The organism is Terrabacter sp. 01T434 (genome assembly GCF_056398545.1).
This window is the reverse complement of sequence record NZ_JBFTPP010000005.1, coordinates 431,294-447,783: the sequence shown is the minus strand read 5'-3', so window position 1 is coordinate 447,783 and position 16,490 is coordinate 431,294. Positions and strand designations below refer to the sequence as shown.

Annotated in this window: 18 protein-coding genes; 12 read left to right on the top strand and 6 right to left on the bottom strand. The window is 71.6% G+C overall.

All coding sequences use genetic code 11. The features are described 5' to 3' along the window. Positions 1–7: 7 nt before the first annotated feature. The 5 genes from AC1DIW_RS13325 to nadC all read left to right on the top strand — a co-directional run bounded on the left by AC1DIW_RS13325 (position 8) and on the right by nadC (position 5,033). Positions 8–916 carry a Rossmann-like and DUF2520 domain-containing protein gene (locus tag AC1DIW_RS13325; RefSeq protein ID WP_442279223.1) on the top strand — a complete coding sequence of 303 codons (909 nt, stop codon included), beginning with the start codon at positions 8–10 and terminating at the stop codon, positions 914–916. Next, the gene (panC, locus tag AC1DIW_RS13320; protein WP_442279224.1) at positions 913–1,830 is read left to right on the top strand and encodes a pantoate--beta-alanine ligase; all 918 of its coding nucleotides are present in this window, start codon (positions 913–915) and stop codon (positions 1,828–1,830) included. The genes AC1DIW_RS13325 and panC overlap by 4 nt, the downstream gene beginning before the upstream one ends. Positions 1,831–1,893: 63 nt before the next feature. Next, the gene (panD, locus tag AC1DIW_RS13315; protein ID WP_478108700.1) at positions 1,894–2,364 is read left to right on the top strand and encodes an aspartate 1-decarboxylase; all 471 of its coding nucleotides are present in this window, start codon (positions 1,894–1,896) and stop codon (positions 2,362–2,364) included. Between the two features lie 12 nt (positions 2,365–2,376). After that, positions 2,377–4,152, top strand: a complete 1,776-nt coding sequence (locus AC1DIW_RS13310; protein ID WP_478108699.1) for an L-aspartate oxidase — start codon at positions 2,377–2,379, stop codon at positions 4,150–4,152. Further along, the gene (gene nadC / locus AC1DIW_RS13305) at positions 4,149–5,033 is read left to right on the top strand and encodes a carboxylating nicotinate-nucleotide diphosphorylase (protein ID WP_478108697.1); all 885 of its coding nucleotides are present in this window, start codon (positions 4,149–4,151) and stop codon (positions 5,031–5,033) included. The genes AC1DIW_RS13310 and nadC overlap by 4 nt, the downstream gene beginning before the upstream one ends. Positions 5,034–5,252: 219 nt before the next feature. On the opposite strand, the gene AC1DIW_RS13300 is transcribed toward nadC, so the two are convergent. Together AC1DIW_RS13300 and AC1DIW_RS13295 are read right to left on the bottom strand one after the other, a co-directional pair. After that, a complete protein-coding gene (locus AC1DIW_RS13300) occupies positions 5,253–5,942 on the bottom strand; it encodes a class I SAM-dependent methyltransferase (protein WP_478108696.1) in 690 nt (229 codons plus the stop codon). Between the two features lie 7 nt (positions 5,943–5,949). Further along, the gene (locus tag AC1DIW_RS13295; protein WP_442279229.1) at positions 5,950–6,750 is read right to left on the bottom strand and encodes a DUF3109 family protein; all 801 of its coding nucleotides are present in this window, start codon (positions 6,748–6,750) and stop codon (positions 5,950–5,952) included. Between the two features lie 159 nt (positions 6,751–6,909). Here AC1DIW_RS13295 and AC1DIW_RS13290 point away from each other — a divergent pair, with 159 nt between their 5' ends. The 5 genes from AC1DIW_RS13290 (at position 6,910) to AC1DIW_RS13270 (ending at position 10,902) form a co-directional block, all read left to right on the top strand. Continuing rightward, entirely contained in the window at positions 6,910–7,536 is a 627-nt protein-coding gene (locus AC1DIW_RS13290) for a TetR/AcrR family transcriptional regulator (protein WP_478108695.1), read from the top strand. Positions 7,537–7,546: 10 nt separating this feature from the next. After that, entirely contained in the window at positions 7,547–8,308 is a 762-nt protein-coding gene (locus AC1DIW_RS13285; RefSeq protein ID WP_478108693.1) for an ABC transporter ATP-binding protein, read from the top strand. Further along, positions 8,305–9,039: an ABC transporter permease gene (locus AC1DIW_RS13280; protein ID WP_442279232.1), complete on the top strand. Its 735-nt coding sequence runs from the start codon at positions 8,305–8,307 to the stop codon at positions 9,037–9,039. The genes AC1DIW_RS13285 and AC1DIW_RS13280 overlap by 4 nt, the downstream gene beginning before the upstream one ends. 67 nt (positions 9,040–9,106) lie before the next feature. Further along, the gene (locus AC1DIW_RS13275; RefSeq protein WP_478108691.1) at positions 9,107–10,036 is read left to right on the top strand and encodes a Ppx/GppA family phosphatase; all 930 of its coding nucleotides are present in this window, start codon (positions 9,107–9,109) and stop codon (positions 10,034–10,036) included. A 68-nt stretch (positions 10,037–10,104) separates the two neighbouring features. Beyond that, a complete protein-coding gene (locus tag AC1DIW_RS13270; protein ID WP_478108690.1) occupies positions 10,105–10,902 on the top strand; it encodes a sugar phosphate isomerase/epimerase family protein in 798 nt (265 codons plus the stop codon). Between the two features lie 103 nt (positions 10,903–11,005). Here the strand turns inward: AC1DIW_RS13270 and AC1DIW_RS13265 are convergent, their stop codons facing one another. From AC1DIW_RS13265 to ku, 3 genes are all read right to left on the bottom strand, one after another. Beyond that, on the bottom strand, positions 11,006–11,758 hold the full coding sequence (locus AC1DIW_RS13265; protein ID WP_442279235.1) for an SDR family oxidoreductase: 753 nt from the start codon (positions 11,756–11,758) through the stop codon (positions 11,006–11,008). A 37-nt stretch (positions 11,759–11,795) separates the two neighbouring features. Beyond that, positions 11,796–13,022 carry an acetyl-CoA hydrolase/transferase family protein gene (locus AC1DIW_RS13260; RefSeq protein WP_478108689.1) on the bottom strand — a complete coding sequence of 409 codons (1,227 nt, stop codon included), beginning with the start codon at positions 13,020–13,022 and terminating at the stop codon, positions 11,796–11,798. Between the two features lie 96 nt (positions 13,023–13,118). After that, complete coding sequence (gene ku, locus AC1DIW_RS13255) at positions 13,119–14,081, bottom strand: non-homologous end joining protein Ku (protein WP_442279237.1); 963 nt, start codon at positions 14,079–14,081, stop codon at positions 13,119–13,121. Positions 14,082–14,099: 18 nt separating this feature from the next. On the opposite strand from ku, the gene ligD (AC1DIW_RS13250) reads away from it, so the two are divergent. Continuing rightward, positions 14,100–15,047, top strand: a complete 948-nt coding sequence (gene ligD / locus AC1DIW_RS13250; protein ID WP_478108687.1) for a non-homologous end-joining DNA ligase — start codon at positions 14,100–14,102, stop codon at positions 15,045–15,047. Continuing rightward, entirely contained in the window at positions 15,047–15,931 is an 885-nt protein-coding gene (ligD, locus tag AC1DIW_RS13245) for a non-homologous end-joining DNA ligase (protein WP_478108861.1), read from the top strand. Before ligD (AC1DIW_RS13250) ends, ligD (AC1DIW_RS13245) begins: the two co-directional genes overlap by 1 nt. Before the next feature lie 84 nt (positions 15,932–16,015). Here ligD (AC1DIW_RS13245) and AC1DIW_RS13240 read toward each other — a convergent pair whose 3' ends face one another. Beyond that, positions 16,016–16,354, bottom strand: a complete 339-nt coding sequence (locus AC1DIW_RS13240; RefSeq protein WP_442279240.1) for a histone-like nucleoid-structuring protein Lsr2 — start codon at positions 16,352–16,354, stop codon at positions 16,016–16,018. Between the last annotated feature and the right edge of the window lie 136 nt (positions 16,355–16,490).

Here is a 16,490-nt window from a genome sequence, read left to right as displayed (position 1 = left end):
CGATAGCGTGCCGTGGGTGAGCACCCCGCACGAGCGTCCCGCGCGCTTCGACGTCGGCATCGTGGGCGCCGGGCGCGTCGGAGCCGTCCTCGGAGCCGCTCTGGCCCGTGCCGGCCACGTCGTCAGCGCCGTCTCGGCCGTCAGCGAGGAGAGCCTCGAGCGGGCCGCCACCCTGCTTCCGGGAGTGCCGGTCAAGCCGATCCCCGAGGTCGTCGCCGGCGCCCACCTCGTGGTGCTCGCCGTGCCCGACGACGCCCTCGCCGACCTCATCGCGGGGCTGAGCGCGACCGGCACCTTCACGCCCGGCCAGCTCGTCATGCACACGTCCGGGGCGCACGGCATCTCGGTGTTCGAGTCGGCGGCCGGCAGCGACATCGTGCCGCTCGCGATCCACCCGGCCATGACGTTCACCGGCACGCCGCTCGACCTCGACCGGCTGCACGACTGCTGCTTCGGCGTGACGACCCCCGATCTCGCGCGGCCCCTCGGCGAGGCGCTCGTGATCGAGATGGGCGGCGACCCGGTCTGGGTCGCGGAGGAGGACCGCGTCACCTACCACGCCGCCCTGGCCCACGGCTCGAACCACCTCGTCACCCTGGTCGCCCAGTCGATGCAGCTGCTCGTCGACGCGGGGGTCGAGGACCCCGCACGTGTCCTCGAGCCACTGCTCACGGCCGCCCTGTCCAACACGCTCCAGCGAGGTGACGCAGCCCTCACCGGTCCGGTGGCGCGCGGCGATGCCGGTACCGTTGCCGAGCACGTCGCGATGCTGCGCAAGGTGGCCCCGGACATCCGCCCGACCTACCTGGCTCTGGCCCGCGCGACGGCGCAGCGTGCCCTGCTGAGCGGACGCCTCCGCGCCTCCGACGCCGACCCGCTGCTCGAGCTGCTCGCGCACGAGGAGGACCAACCGTGACCGACACCACCGCGCCACCCGCGTCGCCGCCCATCGCCCCCGTCGTCGCCCGCACCCGTGAGGAGCTGCACGAGGCCCGGTCTGCGCTGGACGACGGCGACATCGCCGTCGTCATGACCATGGGTGCCCTGCACGAGGGACACGCGACGCTGATCCACCAGGCGCGCCAGGCGCACCGCCACGTGGTCGTGACGATCTTCCTCAACCCGCTCCAGTTCGGGCCCAAGGAGGACCTCTCGCGCTACCCGCGCACCTTCGATGCCGACCTCGAGATCTGCACAGCCGCTGGTGTCGACCTCGTCTTCGCGCCGACCCCCGACGTCGTCTACCCCGAGGGCGACCCGGGGGTGCGCGTCTCCGCAGGTCCGCTCGGCGACGTCCTCGAGGGCCAGGCCCGGCCCGGGCACTTCGACGGCATGCTCACGGTCGTCGGCAAGCTCATGCACCTGACGCGGTGCAGCGCGGCCTACTTCGGGCAGAAGGACGCCCAGCAGCTGCTGCTCATCCGCCGGATGTGTCGCGACCTCGACTTCCCGGTGCGTGTCGTGGCGGTGCCGACCGTGCGCGAGTCCGACGGCCTCGCGATGTCGAGCCGCAACACCTACCTCACGGCGTCCGACCGCGAGACGGCCCTGTGCCTCTCGGCCGCCCTGCGCGCCGGCGCGGCAGCGGCGCCCGAGGGCCCGTCGGCGGTCCGTCGCGCCGCGCGGTCCGTCCTCGTGCGCGAGCCGCTCGCGCTCATCGACTACCTCGTGCTCGTCCATCCGGACACCCTCGAGGACGTGCCGGAGTGGTATCGCGGCGAAGCGCTGCTGGCCGTGGCCGGTCGGGTCGGCACGACCCGCCTCATCGACAACCTGCCGGTCCTCGTCGGCCCCGGCGGCGGGGCGCTCGAGACCTTCACGCAGACCTGAGGGGTCTGAGTCCCGCTCTCCCACAACGGCGCTCGCCGTCGACAGCCCCCGAGGAAGCCCATCGTGCAGCGTTTCATGCTCCACTCGAAGATCCACCGTGCGACGGTGACGCAGGCCGACCTGCACTACGTCGGTTCGCTGACGATCGACCGCGACCTGCTCGACGCGGCCGATCTGTGGCCGGGCCAGCAGGTCGACGTCGTCGACGTCGACAACGGCAACCGCCTGACGACGTACGCGATCGAGGGCGAGCGGGGCACGGGGATCGTCTGCATCAACGGCGCCGCCGCACGGCTCATCTCGCCGGGCGACACGGTCATCATCATCGCCTATGCCGCGATGGACGATGCCGAGGCGCGTACGTTCGAGCCGCACGTCGTCTTCGTGGACGAGCGCAACCACGTCGTCGAGGTGGGGCACGATGCAGGGGACGTGCCGGACGGATTCGGCCTGATGACCTCGGCCGTGACCGGGCGCCACCACGAGTACCAGCACGAGTACCAGCACGAGACCCAGCACCAGACCCAGGACTGAGAGGCCAGCCGTATGCCGCAGAGCGGGCTCCCCGACGTGACCGTCCCCCGGCGGCTGCGTGCGCCTGCGCCCGGCTGGACGACCACGGCTGACGTCATCGTCGTCGGCTCCGGCATCGCCGGGCTCACGACCGCGCTGCGCCTGCGCCGACGCGTCGACCGCGTCCTGCTCGTGACGAAGACGGTGCTCGACGAGGGGTCGACGGCCTGGGCACAGGGCGGGATCGCCGCCGTCATGTCGCCGGAGGACAGCCCCGCCGAGCACATCCACGACACGCTCGTCGCGGGCGTCGGCCTCTGTGACGTCGACGCCGTCGAGACTCTCGTGCGGGAGGGCACGGACGCCGTCTGGGACCTCATCGCGCTCGGGGCGGAGTTCGACCGTGGCGACACAGGTGGGCTGTCGCTGACCCGCGAGGGCGGACACCACCGCGACCGCATCCTGCACGCCGGTGGCGACGCGACGGGACGAGAGATCAGCCGCGCCCTCATCGCGGCGCTCGACCGCGTGCGCGACGACCCGGGCATCGAGGTCATCGAGCACGCGCTGGTCGTCGACCTGCTCACCGATGCGGACCAGCGGGTCTGCGGCGTCACGCTCCACGTCATCGGCGAGGGCCAGGTCGACGGTGTCGGTGCCGCCCACGCCCGCGCCGTCGTGCTCGCAACCGGTGGGCTCGGCCAGATCTACGCCTCGACGACGAACCCGTCGGTGGCGACGGGCGATGGCATGGCCGCCGCGCTGCGGGCCGGCGCCGTGCTCGCCGACCTCGAGTTCGTGCAGTTCCACCCCACCGTGCTGTGGCTCGGCGAGGGCTCGCGCGGCCAGCAGCCCCTCATCTCCGAGGCGGTCCGGGGCGAGGGTGCCTTCCTCGTCGACGAGGCCGGCGAGCGGTTCATGCAGGGTCAGCACCCCCTCGCCGACCTCGCGCCCCGTGACGTCGTCGCCCGCGCGATCATCGCCCGGATGCGCGAGACGGGCACCGACCACGTCTACCTCGACTGCCGTGACCTCGGCGCCGAGTTCCTCGAGCAGCGCTTCCCGTCGATCGTCTCCCGCTGTCGCGAGCTCGGGTTCGACCCCGCGACGCAGCTGCTGCCGGTCGCACCGGCGCAGCACTACGCCAGCGGAGGGGTGCGCACCGACCTGCGCGGACGGTCCTCGCTCGAGGGTCTCTACGCGTGCGGCGAGACGTCGTGCACCGGCGTGCACGGGGCCAACCGTCTTGCCAGCAACTCGCTTCTCGAGGGGCTCGTCTTCGCGCGCCGCATCGCCGACGACCTCACGACCCGTCTCGGTGCGGGTGAGCTCCCCGAGACGACGCCCGCCGCACCCGTCGGAACCCCGGAGCTGATCCGCGGGAAGCGCCGACTGGACGTGCAGCGCGCCATGACCGCGGGGTCAGGGACGGTCCGCTCGGCAGGCTCGCTCGCCGCGACGCAGGAGACCCTCGCCGCGCTCGCGGCTCGTGCGGTGACCGACGACGCCGACAAGCAGGGTGGACCCAAGAGCTGGGAGGCAACCAACCTGCTCCACCTCGGCCGCGCCCTGACGTATGCCGCGGCCCTCCGGGACGAGACCCGTGGCGGTCACGTGCGCGAGGACTTCCCGTCGCGCGACGACGAGAACTTCCTGCACCATGTGCACCTGCAGCGCTCCGATGCCGGGGTTCTCGAGGCCCGTGTGGTGCCTGTGCCACGCTCGAACCTCGACGGCCTCGACCTCGACCACCAGGCCTCGGGCACGACTGCGGCAGAAGACTACTCACGGCTGAGAGGACACCGGTGACCACCGACGGACTGAGCGGCTTCCCGCACGAGTGGGCGACGGCGCTCGTCGACGTGGCCTTGCGAGAGGACCTCGGTCCAGACGGCGTCGACGTGACGACCCTGGCCACGATCCCGGCTGACCAGACGCGCACCGCCGAGATCGTCGCCCGCGCCCCGGGTGTCGTCGCCGGCGTTCCGGTCATCGCTCTCGTGCTCGCCGCGGTCGCCGGGAAGGTCGGGGGAGAGGTGCCGTCGGTCGAGGTCGTCAACGACGACGGTGCCCGGCTCGAGAGGGGTGACGTCATCGCACGGCTCACCGGCCCGACCCAGGTCATCCTCGTCGCCGAGCGCACGATTCTCAACATCATGAGCCGGCTCTCGGGCGTGGCCACGCACACGCGGCGCTGGGCCGACGCGCTCGGCGGCACCTCGACCATGGTCCTCGACACCCGCAAGACCACGCCCGGCATGCGCTGGCTCGAGAAGTACGCCGTGCGGTGCGGTGGTGGCACCAACAAGCGCATGGGCCTCTACGACGTCGCGATGATCAAGGACAACCACAAGCTCGCAGCCGGCTCGGTGGCGGCGGCATACGGCCTCGTGCGCGAGCGCTTCCCGCACGTCGACGTGCAGGTCGAGGTGACGACGCCGGCCGAGGCGCAGGAGGCCTACGACGCGGGGGCGCGCTTCATCATGTGCGACAACATGTCGGTCGACGTGCTGCGTGAGACGGTCGAGCTGCTCCGCGCCGCAGGTGAACCCGTCGAGATCGAGGCGACTGGCGGGCTCACCCTCGAGGTCGTCGGCGACTATGCCGCGATCGGGGTCGACTTCGTGTCGGTCGGTGGCCTGACGCACAGCTCGCCCATCGTCGACATCGCCCTCGACCTCACCGACTGAAACCGTCGAAAGGCCACGTGTGGCCGCCACGCAACCGTCGAAAGGCCACGTCTGGCCGCCTCCCACTCGTCGAGAGGCCATGTGTGGCCGCCAGGTAACGGTCGAAAGGCCACGTGTGGTCACCTCGACCGCCTGTGGACCAGGACCGAACGTGGCCTCTCGACCGGTCGGAGGCGGCCGAACGTGGCCTCTCGACGGTGGAAAGAGGGGGAGGGTGGGTCAGAAGTGGCGGTACCAGAGGTTGACGGCGTAGTCGACGCCCGTGGCGTCGGGGTGCTCGGCGAGGATGAGGTCGGCGTGCTCGGGTGCGAACTCGATGCCGACGACGGCCTCGAAGTCCTCGCGCGAGTCGAAGTCCCAGCGGATGTCGAGCCGCTCGCGCGACCAGCCCTGCCGCTCCCAGAAGCGTTCGACGGCCCGCGGGTCGTAGGTCGGCAAGGCACGCCGGAACCACCGGCCGAAGGTCGAGCGCGTCGCGTCGTTGTCGAGCACGAAGGCCGCGCCGCCCGGCCGCACGACCCGTTCCAGCTCGGCCAGGCCCGGCTCGCAGCCCGGCCCGAAGAAGTACGCCCACCGAGCGTGCGCCACGTCGAACGAGCCGTCGGGCACCCCGAGCGCGGCCGCACCCTCCTCGCGGACCGAGACTGACGGCATACCCGAGATGCGTTGCGCCGCAAGGGTGGCCAGCGGTGGGTGCGGCTCGACGCCGACGACCGAGCGGGCGTCGCGGGCGAAGTACGGCAGGTGGTAGCCGGTGCCGCACCCGATGTCGACGACGTCGAGCCCAGACCATTCGAGCACCGAGCGCATGGCGTCCTCGATGACGTGTGCGCGGTCGACGCCGCGGTTCTCGATCTCGTAGACGTCGGGCGTCTCCCAGATGTTGGGGGAGGGGATGATCTCGCTCATCGCGACGTCACTTCGTCCTCTGCGCCTCGAGGGTGGCCGGGTGCACGAGCAGGGGCAACAGCTTGCGCACGCCGCGGGCTCGGACGGCCTTGACCTGGGCGAGGTGCGCCTCGGCGCGGATCGCCAGCTCGGCGTAGGCCAGCGGTCCCATGAGCTCGGTGAGCTCGGGGGCGTTGGAGCGGTAGACCGGTTCGCGGCCCACGTGCGCCTCGGAGTTGCCCGAGCAGTACCAGTCGAGATCGTGGCCGCCCGGACCCCAGCCGCGGCGGTCGTACTCGGTGATCGTCACCTCGAGGTAGCTCGTGTCGTCGGGCAGCTCGACCGTGCGGAAGGTGCGCCGGATCGGCAGCTGCCAGCAGACGTCGGGCTTGAGCGTGTGCGGCTCGACCCCGGTCAGGACGGCGTGCTGGTGCAGGGCGCAGCCGGCGCCGGCGGGGAAGCCGGGCCGGTTGAGGAAGATGCACGCGCCGTCGACGACCTTCGTCTTGCGGGCGCCGTCCTCCTTCTCGGTCCAGTCGTCCTTGCTGCCGGTGGCGCGGCCGACGGGGTGGTACTGCCACTCGTCCTCACCGAGCTCCTCGACGGCCTTCTCGACGCGCTTCCAGTCGTCCTTCTCGGTGAAGTGCGCGCCGAGCGTGCAGCAGCCGTCGTCGGGCCGGCCGGCGTAGATGCCCTGGCAGCCGCTGCCGAAGATGCACGACCAGCTGCTCGTCAGCCACGTCAGGTCGCACCGGTAGCGCTGGTTCGGGTCGGCGGGGTCGGTGAACTCGACCCAGACGCGGGGGAGGTCCAGAGGTGCTTCAGCCACCGGCTCACCCTATGCCGCCGACATTCGGACCGCGCCAGGCGAGGGCCACGTCGTGGACGCCGGGTCGCGAGGTTGAAATGCCTGCGTATGCCGTGTGCGCCCGTGTGTGCGCGGGTGACGGCGCGACGAGACCCCCACGGATGGCGCTAGCGTGAGCCCATGACCTCGAGCGCACAGGAGGGCGTGACCGCGAAGGGCCGCGGTCGACGCCCCGGCGGGGTGGACACCCGTGCCGCGATCGTCGAGGCCGCACGGAAGTCCTTCGCGGCCAAGGGCTACGACAAGGCGAGCGTGCGTGGCATCGCCCGGGAGGCCGGGGTGGACCCGGCTCTGGTGCACCACTACTTCGAGGGCAAGGCCGCGCTCTTCGCGGAGACCCTCGACGTGCCGGTGAACCCCGCGGAGCTCATCGAGCACATCACCGCGGGCGACGTCGACCGCCTCGGCTGGCGCATCGTCGAGACCTTCCTGACGGTGTGGGAGCCGCCCAAGCGCCGGGACGCGCTCGTGGCCCTCGTCCGCTCGAGCATGACGAGCGAGGAGGCAGCCCGGATGCTGCGCGAGTTCCTCGGTCGCGAGGTGTTCGGGCGGATCGCGGCCAGCACGGGGGTCCCGGACCCGCAGCTGCGCGGTGCGCTGGCGGCCACGCAGATGATCGGGCTCATCGTCGCGCGCTACGTCATCCGGCTGCCGGCGGTGGCGGACGCGACTCGCGACGAGCTCGTCGAACGGATCGGCCCCGTGCTCCAGCTGCATCTCGTGGACAGGTCCCCCGGAGGGGGGTAGATTTCATCGCATGATGAATAACACGGGTCCTGCGGTCGCCGTGAGCGGCCTCCAGGTGGTGCGCGGGAAGCGCCGGGTCATCCCGGGGCTCGACCTCGAGATCCCCGGTGGGCAGGTCATCGGGCTGCTCGGCCCCTCCGGCTCGGGCAAGTCCACGCTCATGCGATGCATCGTGGGGGTGCAGATCATCGAGTCCGGCACCGTCACGGTGCTCGGTCACCCGGCGGGGTCGCCCGTGCTGCGTGACCGCGTCGGCTACGTCACGCAGAGCCCCAGCGTCTACGCCGACCTCAGCGTGCGCGACAACGTCGTCTACTTCGGCCGCGCCATCGGCCTGCGCGGCGCCGAGCTGAGCGAGGCCGTCGACCGCACGCTCGCCGAGGTCGACCTCGTCTCGTATGCCGATCAGCTCGTCCAGGACCTGTCGGGCGGGCAGGAGTCCCGGGTGTCCCTCGCCGCCGCCCTCGTCGGACGGCCGAGCCTGCTCGTCCTCGACGAGCCCACCGTCGGCCTCGACCCGGTGCTGCGACGAGACTTCTGGGACTTCTTCCGCCACCTCGCCGACCGCGGGCACTCGCTCGTCGTGTCGAGTCACGTAATGGACGAGGCCACCCGCTGCGACCGGCTCGTGCTGCTCCGCGAGGGCCGCGTCCTCGCCGACGTCACCCCGGCCGAGCTGCTCCAGCAGACCGGCGCCGTCGACGCCGATGCCGCCTTCCTCGCCCTCATCGACGCCGAGACCGCCCGGGCCGGGGAGAGGCGGGCGTCATGAACGCCGGGCTCACCGTCGCCACCTCGGGCCGCGTGCTGCGCCAGGTGCGCACCGACCGCCGCACCATCGCCCTCATCATCGTCGTGCCCTGCGTGCTCCTCGGCCTGCTCGCCTGGATCTACAACGGCACCCACGTCTTCAACGCCATCGGGCCGGCCCTGCTCGGCGTCTTCCCGATGATCGTCATGTTCATCGTGACCTCCGTCGCGACCCTGCGCGAGCGCCAGACCGGCACGCTCGAGCGCCTCCTCACGACGCCGATGGGCAAGGGCGACTTCATGATGGGGTATGCCGCCGCCTTCGGAGCGCTCTCAGCCGTGCAGGCCCTGATCGCAACGGGATTCGCCGTGTGGGTGTGCGGTCTGGACGTCGCCGGACCGCTGTGGCTGCTCGTCGTCGTCGCCGTCTTCGACGCCGTCCTCGGCACGGCACTCGGTCTGCTCGCGAGCGGCTTCGCGCGGACCGAGTTCCAGGCGGTGCAGTTCATGCCGGCCTTCCTCCTGCCGCAGTTCCTGCTGTGCGGCCTGCTCGTCCCCCGGGACCAGCTGCCGACCGTGCTCGAGTGGGTCAGCAACCTCCTGCCGCTGTCCTACGCCGTCGACGCGATGAAGGAGATCGCCGCCAACGCCGACCCCGTCACCGCGGTCCTGGGCGACCTCGGCATCGTCGCGGCCTTCATCGCCGGAGCCCTGGCCCTCGCGTCGCTCACGCTGAGCCGCCGCTCCGCCTGACGGCATACGCCCTCGTCTGAGCCCGGGCGTCCCCGGGCGACCGGGAACGCGGCACTAGGGTTGGGGCATGCGCCTGGGCGTCATCGACATCGGGTCCAACACGGTCCACCTCCTCGTCGTCGACGCCCACGCCGGCGCGCAGCCGCTGCCGGCCTTCTCGCACAAGACCGAGCTGCGCCTGTCGGAGAGCCTCCAAGCCGACGGTCGGGTCAGCGACGAGACCGCCGACCGCCTCGTCGGCTTCATCCGCGAGTGCCTCGGGGTCGCGGAGGACCAGGGCGTCGGCGACCTCTTCGCCTTCGCGACCTCGGCGTTGCGCGAGTCGCCCAACGGTGACGCCGTCATCGCGCGCGTGCGGACCGAGACGGGTGTCGAGCTCGAGGCCCTGAGCGGCTCGGACGAGGCCCGGATGACCTTCCTCGCCGTGCGGCGCTGGTTCGGGTGGTCGAGCGGCCGGCTCCTCGTCGTCGACATCGGCGGCGGGTCCCTCGAGCTCGCCACCGGTCTCGACGAGGAGCCCGACGTCGCCCTCAGCCTGCCGCTGGGCGCCGGGCGGCTGACCCGCGAGCGCCTGCACGACGACCCGCCGACCGAGGCGGCGTCCCGTGAGCTGCGGGCGCACGTGCGCACCACCCTGGCGCAGCACGTGCGCCCCCTCCTGGCGTCCGGCTCGCCGGACCGCGCCGTCGGCACGTCCAAGACGATGCGCTCGCTCGCGCGGATCGCCGGGGCCGCTCCGCGGGCAGAGGGCCCGTTCGTGCCGCGCACCCTCTCGCGGGACGACCTCCGCCAGATCGTCGCGCGCGTCGGGCGACTCGACGCGGCCGCGCGCTCCCAGCTGCCCGGCGTCTCCGAGGGGCGGGCCCGGCAGCTGTATGCCGGCGCGCTGGTCGCCGAGGCGGCCCTCGACCTGCTCCAGGTCGAGCAGCTCGACATCTGCCCGTGGGCCCTCCGCGAGGGTCTCATCCTCCGGCGCCTCGACCACCTCACCTCCTGACGTCCGGGTCCTGACGCCCGGCGTGGACCGGCCCGAGCCGCCTCGGCGGGGTGGCGCACAATGGCCGCATGACGATCCGGGTCGGCCTGTCGACCGCCTCGCTCTACCCCGACAACGCGGCGACCGCCTTCGCGACGGCGGCGCGGCTCGGCTACGACGCGATCGAGGTCATGGTCTGGACCGACCCCGTGACGCGCGAGGCGGGAGCGCTGCGGGCGCTGTCCGAGCTGCACGCGCTGCCGATCGTCTCGGTGCACGCCCCGACCCTGCTGCTCACGCAGCGCGTCTGGGGCACCGACCCCTGGGGCAAGGTCGACCGCTCCATCGACCTCGCCCTGGAGGTCGGGGCCGGCACCGTCGTGCTGCACCCGCCCTTCCGCTGGCAGCGGGAGTATGCCGCGGGGTTCGTCGACGGGGTGGCGCGGCGCGAGCACGAGTCCGGGATCCGTCTCGCCGTCGAGAACATGTACCCCTGGCGCACCGCGCGCCGTGACGTCATGGCCTACCTCCCGCACTGGGACCCCGTGGACCAGCCCTACGACAACGTGACCCTGGACCTGTCGCACACGGCGACCGCCGGCTCCGACGCGCTGGCGATGGCGCAGGGTCTCGGTGACCGGCTCGCGCACCTGCACCTGGCCGACGGTCTCGGGTCGTTCCTCGACGAGCACCTCGTCCCGGGCCGCGGTGCCCAGCCGTGCGCCGCGGTGCTCGAGCACCTGGCCGACAGCCGGTGGGACGGGGAGGTGGTCGTCGAGGTCTCGACCCGCAAGGTCGCGCGCACGCAGCGAGAGGTCGACCTCGCCGAGGCGCTCGCCTTCGCCCGCCTCGCGCTCGTGCCGACGCGGGGAGCCAGCCGCATCTGAGCAACACCACCCCCGGCAACACACCCGGTAGCGGTCAACGCGCGCCGGTTGCAACCCCGGTGCGCTGACCGTTACCGGGTGTGTTGCGGGTGCTGGGGTGGGATCAGGCTGTGGCGGGGCGCCAGCCGCGGGGCCGCACCGAGACCATGTCGACACTCGCGTCGGGGCCGGCGTCGATGGCCAGGCGGGCTGCCCGCACGACCGAGGCGACGTCGAGGTAGGCGCCGGCGTCGTAGTCCGCGCCCTCGAACTCGACGAGCTCGCGCTGCATGTCCGTGTCGACGCGTCCCGGGTGCAGCGACGTCACACGCACACCGTGCTCGCGCTCCTCCTGCCGCAGCGAGTCGCTGAACGCGCGGAGGGCGAACTTCGAGGCGCAGTAGGCACCGGAGGCCGGGCTCGCCGTCAGCCCCGATCCGGAGTTGACCGTGATGACGAGGCCGTGGGCCGTGCGCAGGGCGGGGAGCAGGGCCCGCGTGACGGCTGCGACGGCGACGACGTTGACCGTCATCGAGTCGGCCCAGTCCTGCACGGGCGACTCTGCGACGGTGCCGTTGCGCAGGACGCCGGCGGAGTGCACGAGGACGTCGACCCGATCCAGGTGTGGCACGAGGCTGTCGAGGGCGGTTGTCAGCGATCCGCCCGGTGTGCAGTCGGCGAGGTCGGCCACGAGCCCCTGTGCCGACGGCAGCGAGGCGACCACCTCGGCGACGGAGTCCGCGTTGCGACCGCCGACCACGAGGTGGTGGGTCGGAGCCAGGTCCCGGGCGATGGCGAGGCCGATGCCCCGCGTCCCGCCCGTGATGACGGCGACCGGACGGTGCTGCGACGACGGGGCAGGCGAGGAGGAGCGCATGCGGTCACCCTACGAGCCGAGCGGCATCCGCCCTCGGTCAGGCGAGGCCGAGGGCGTGGGCCTCCTCCCACAGGTCGTCCCGGACGCGGGGGTGCGCGCACTCCTCGATGATGTCGCGGCACTGGTCCTTCTCGCTGCGACCCCAGAGGGGCGCGACGCCGTGCTCGGTGACGATGGCGCTCTGCTGGAAGCTCGTCACCGGCTCGGACAGCAACGGCACGATCGTCGACACGTCGGCCTTGGGGTGCCACGAGCGCAGCGCGATGAACGACTGGCCACCCGGGGAGTGCAGGGCCCCGACGATGAAGTCGGTCTGTCCGCCGAACCCCGAGTGGATGCGGGCGCTGATCCGCGAGGCGTTGGCCTGGCCGAAGAGGTCGACCTCGAGCGCCGTGTTGACCGACGTCATCTGCCGTTGCGAGGCGATGAGGCCGGGGTCGTTCGTCTTCTCGGTGCGCATCATCCGGACGCGCGGGTTGCCGTCGAGCCAGGCGTAGAGGTCGGTCGAGCCGAAGCTGAACGAGGTGACGAGCGGGTGGTCGGGATCGAGCGCGCCCGCCTCGTCGAGGGCGAGCACGCCGTCGGAGAACATCTCGGTCCACATGCGCAGGCCGCGGCGCGACGTCAGACCGGCCAGGGTGGCGTCGGGCACGGCGCCGATGCCGAGCTGCATCGTCGCGCCGTCCTTGACCATGGCCGCGACGCGCTCACCGATGACCCGGCTCTCGGGGTCCGGCGGCGCCGCGGCGAGCGACGCCAGGGCGGAGTCGACCTCGATCATGAGGTCGATGTGCTCCAGCGGCACCTCCGCGTCACCGAACGTGTAGGGCATCTGCGGGTTGACGACGGCCACGACGAGCCCGCCTCGGGCGCGGCACGCCTCGAGCGCGGCCGGCAGCACGTTGACCTCCAGGCCCATGCTCACCTGGCCGTGCCGCGGTGGCGCGCAGTGCAGCAGCACGGCGTCGGGCGGCAGGGCGCGGCCGAAGAGCAGCGGAACGAGCGAGAGACGGGACGGCACGTAGCGCAGGCGCGGGTGCCGTCGCATACCCGGACCGACGAAGCACGTCTCGACGGTCACGCCCTCGCGCGTGGGCAGGCCCGCGGGCGCGTTCAGGGCGTGCAGCACGTAGGTGGGCTGTGCCTCGTCGAGTGCCCGCACCGCCTCCCACGGCACCGCCATGTTCCCGCTGACGACGACACGAGGGTTCTCGGGAAGTGTCCGCAGCCGCTGGGTGAGCTCGTCGATCGTCGCCGTCCGCACGTCTTCATCCTCGCGCAGCGGGTGCCCGAAAGAAGGCGTATGCCGTCGACGTGACCAACGTCGCCAGCGGGCGAGGGCGCGTCCCGTCGGGTCGGGTCAGCTCGCCTTCTTGGCCGCCGCCTTCTTCGTCGTGGTCTTGGCCGTGGCCTTGGCGGTCTTCTTGGCCGTCGTCTTCTTCGCGGTGGTCTTCGTCGTCGTCGCCTTCTTGGCCGCAGGCTTGGCCGCGGTCTTCGTGGCCGCGCCTTCGTCCGACGACCCGGAGTCGCTGGGGGACCCGCCGGTCTTGGCCGCCTTGGCCTTGTCGACGCTGCGCTGCAGGGCCGCGAGCAGGTCCACGACCTCGGTCTCCTCGCCCTTGGCCTCGGGCGTCTCGGTGATGTCACCGCCCTCGATCTTCGTCGCGACGAGCTGCGTCACGGCCTCGGCGTAGTCGTCCTCGAACTCCTCGGGCTCGTAGTCGCCCGACAGCGAGTCGACGAGCGAGGACGCCATGGCGAGCTCCTTGGCCGTCGCGTGGGTCTCCTCCGACAGCGACTCGAACTCGGGGGCGCGCACCTCGTCCGCCCAGAGCAGGGTCTGGAGCACGATGACGCCATCGCGCACCCGGAGCACCGCGAGGGTCATGCGGGTGCGCACCGACACGGTGACGAGGGCCATCCGGTCGGCCTTCTCGAGCGCGTCGCGGAGCAGGACGTAGGGCTTGAGCCCGGTCTTGTCCGGCTCGAGGTAGTAGCTCTTGTCGAAGAGCAGCGGGTCGATCTGCTCGGACGGCACGAACTTCTCGATCGAGATCTCCTTGGTCGACCGGGTCGGAAGACTCTTGAGGTCCTCGTCGGTCAGCACGACCATCTGCCCGTCGGCCGCCTCATATCCCTTGGCGATGTCGGAGTAGGGCACCTCCTCGCCGTCGATCGAGCAGACGCGTTGGTACTTGATGCGGCCACCGTCCTTCTCGTGAACCTGCCGGAACTGCACGTCGTGGTTCTCCGTCGCCGAGAAGAGTCGAACCGGCACATTGACGAGGCCGAACGACACGGCGCCTTTCCAGATGGCTCGCATGGGAACAAGAATGCACCCATGCGCCCCATGCTCGCGACGGCAACGACGACCATTCCGGTCGGAGACCGCTGGCAGCACGAGGTGAAATGGGACGGTATGCGGGTGCTGGCCGACGTGAGCGACGGCGAGATCCGCCTCTTCTCGCGCACGGAACGCGACGTCACGGTCGCCTTTCCCGAGCTGCGCGGCCTCGCCGACGAGTACGCAGACATGCTCCTCGACGGTGAGATCGTCTCGATGCGGGACGGCATCCCGTCGTTCGCCGCGATGGCCGAACGCTTCCACGTCACCGACGCCCGGCGGGCGGCACTGCTCGCCGAGGCCGCACCGGTCACCCTCATGACGTTCGACCTGCTGAGGCTCTACGGCGTAGAGCTGCTGTCCCGCCCCTGGACCGACCGCCGCGCGACGCTCGAACGGCTCGAGCTCGCCGGTCCCCGGTGGCAGACGCCACCGACCTTCGCCGACGGGGTGACGCTCCACGCGGCGACGAAGGAGCAGGGTCTCGAGGGCATCGTGTCCAAGCGCGTCGACTCGGTCTACGTCCCCGGCCTGCGGTCGCCCCTCTGGCTCAAGTCCCCCCACCGGGGCACGGTCTCGGTCGTCATCGGCGGGTGGCGCCCCGAGTCCGCCGGCACGGTGTCACGCCGCCTGGGAGCGGTGCTCGTCGGTGTGCCCGGCCCCGGGGGCCTCCGCTACCTGGGACGCGTCGGCTCCGGCCTCGCCGGCAAGACAGGACAGGCCCTCATGCGCGACCTCGAGTCCCTGACGGCCGCCGAATCCCCTTTCGCCACAGACGTCCCCGTCGAGGACTCCGCCGGCGCCACCTGGGTCCACCCGGTCCTCGTCGCCGACGTGCAGTCGCTGGGACTGAGCGGGCAGGGCAAGCTGCGCCAGCCGGCATACAAGGGCCTGCGAAGCGACCTCACCCCCGGCGACGTCGACGACCACGCGGGCGGTGAGTGATGCCCTACGAGGCCACCAAGGTCACGGTCGAGGTCGACGGCCGGCGGATGAAGCTGTCGAGCCTCGAGAAGGTGATGTATCCCCGCACCGGCACGACCAAGGCGCAGGTGCTCGACTACTACGCGCGCATCGCGCCGGTGATCCTGCCGCACCTGCGCGACCGCGCGGTCACACGGATCCGCTTCCCGCACGGGGTCGGCGACATGCAGTTCTTCGAGAAGAACATCCCCGCGGGCACGCCGGCGTGGATCCGCCGCGTCGGGCGCGACCCCGTCTTCCCGCTCATCGACGACCTGGCGGGACTGACGTACTTCGCCAACCTCAACTCCCTCGAGCTGCACGTGCACCAGTGGCGCTACGAGGGGGAGGGGCGCGACGCGGAGGCGCGGGGCCCCGATCGGCTCGTCATCGACCTCGACCCCGGTCCTGGCACCGGGCTGCACGAGTGCGCGCGGGTCGCGCTCATCGTGCGCGAGCGGCTCAGCGGCATCGGGCTCGACACCCTGCCGGTGACGAGCGGCAGCAAGGGGCTCCAGCTGTATGCCGTGTTGCCCGGAGCGCACACGAGCGACGAGATCCGCGACACCGTCCAGCAGCTCGCACAGGAGCTGACCAAGGCCCACCCCGACCTCATCGTGTGGAAGATGGCCAAGGAGCTGCGGCCCGGCAAGATCTTCCTCGACTGGAGCCAGAACGTCGCTGCCAAGACGACGGTGTGCCCCTACTCGCTGCGCGGCCGGGAGCGCCCGACCGTGGCCGCGCCGCGCTCGTGGGACGAGATCGAGGCAGGGGCAGCGGGTGGCGAGCTCACCCAGCTGACCGCGGACGAGGTGCTCGAGCGCGTCGCGCGCGACGGCGACCTCGCCGCAGCGATCGCTGGTTGACCCGCGCGCCACCGGGTAGGGGGACGCGAGAGGGCCCGGCACCTGTGGTGTGCCGGGCCCTCTCGTCCGTCGTGACCGGTTCGGTCAGTGCGCCTTGTCGTAGGCCGCCTGGACGTCGGCCGAGATGCGGCCGCGGTCGGAGACGTCATGGCCGTTGGCGCGGGCCCACTCGCGCACGGCGGCGAGGTCGGTGCGCTTCGCAGCGCCCGAACCGGCACCTGCGCGGCGACGCGAAGCAGCCTTGGCCGTGCCCGCCCGGCGCGCGTGACCGGTCCACGTCGCGAAGTCGTCGCGCAGCCTGCGGGCATTCTCTTCGGACAGGTCGATCTCGTACGTGACGCCGTCGAGGGCAAAGGTCACCGTCTCGGCCGCATTTCCACCATCGATGTCATCAATCAACACCACTTCGACACGCTGAGCCATTTTTCTCCATCTGAAATCGGGTTTGGGGAGGGGCGTTCCGCGAATGCGTGACTCGCGGGCGAGATCAATTTACCGCCTCCGGCCCGACAATGCATTTACTCCGAAAACAATGGCACCCGTTCGAATGTGAAATGTG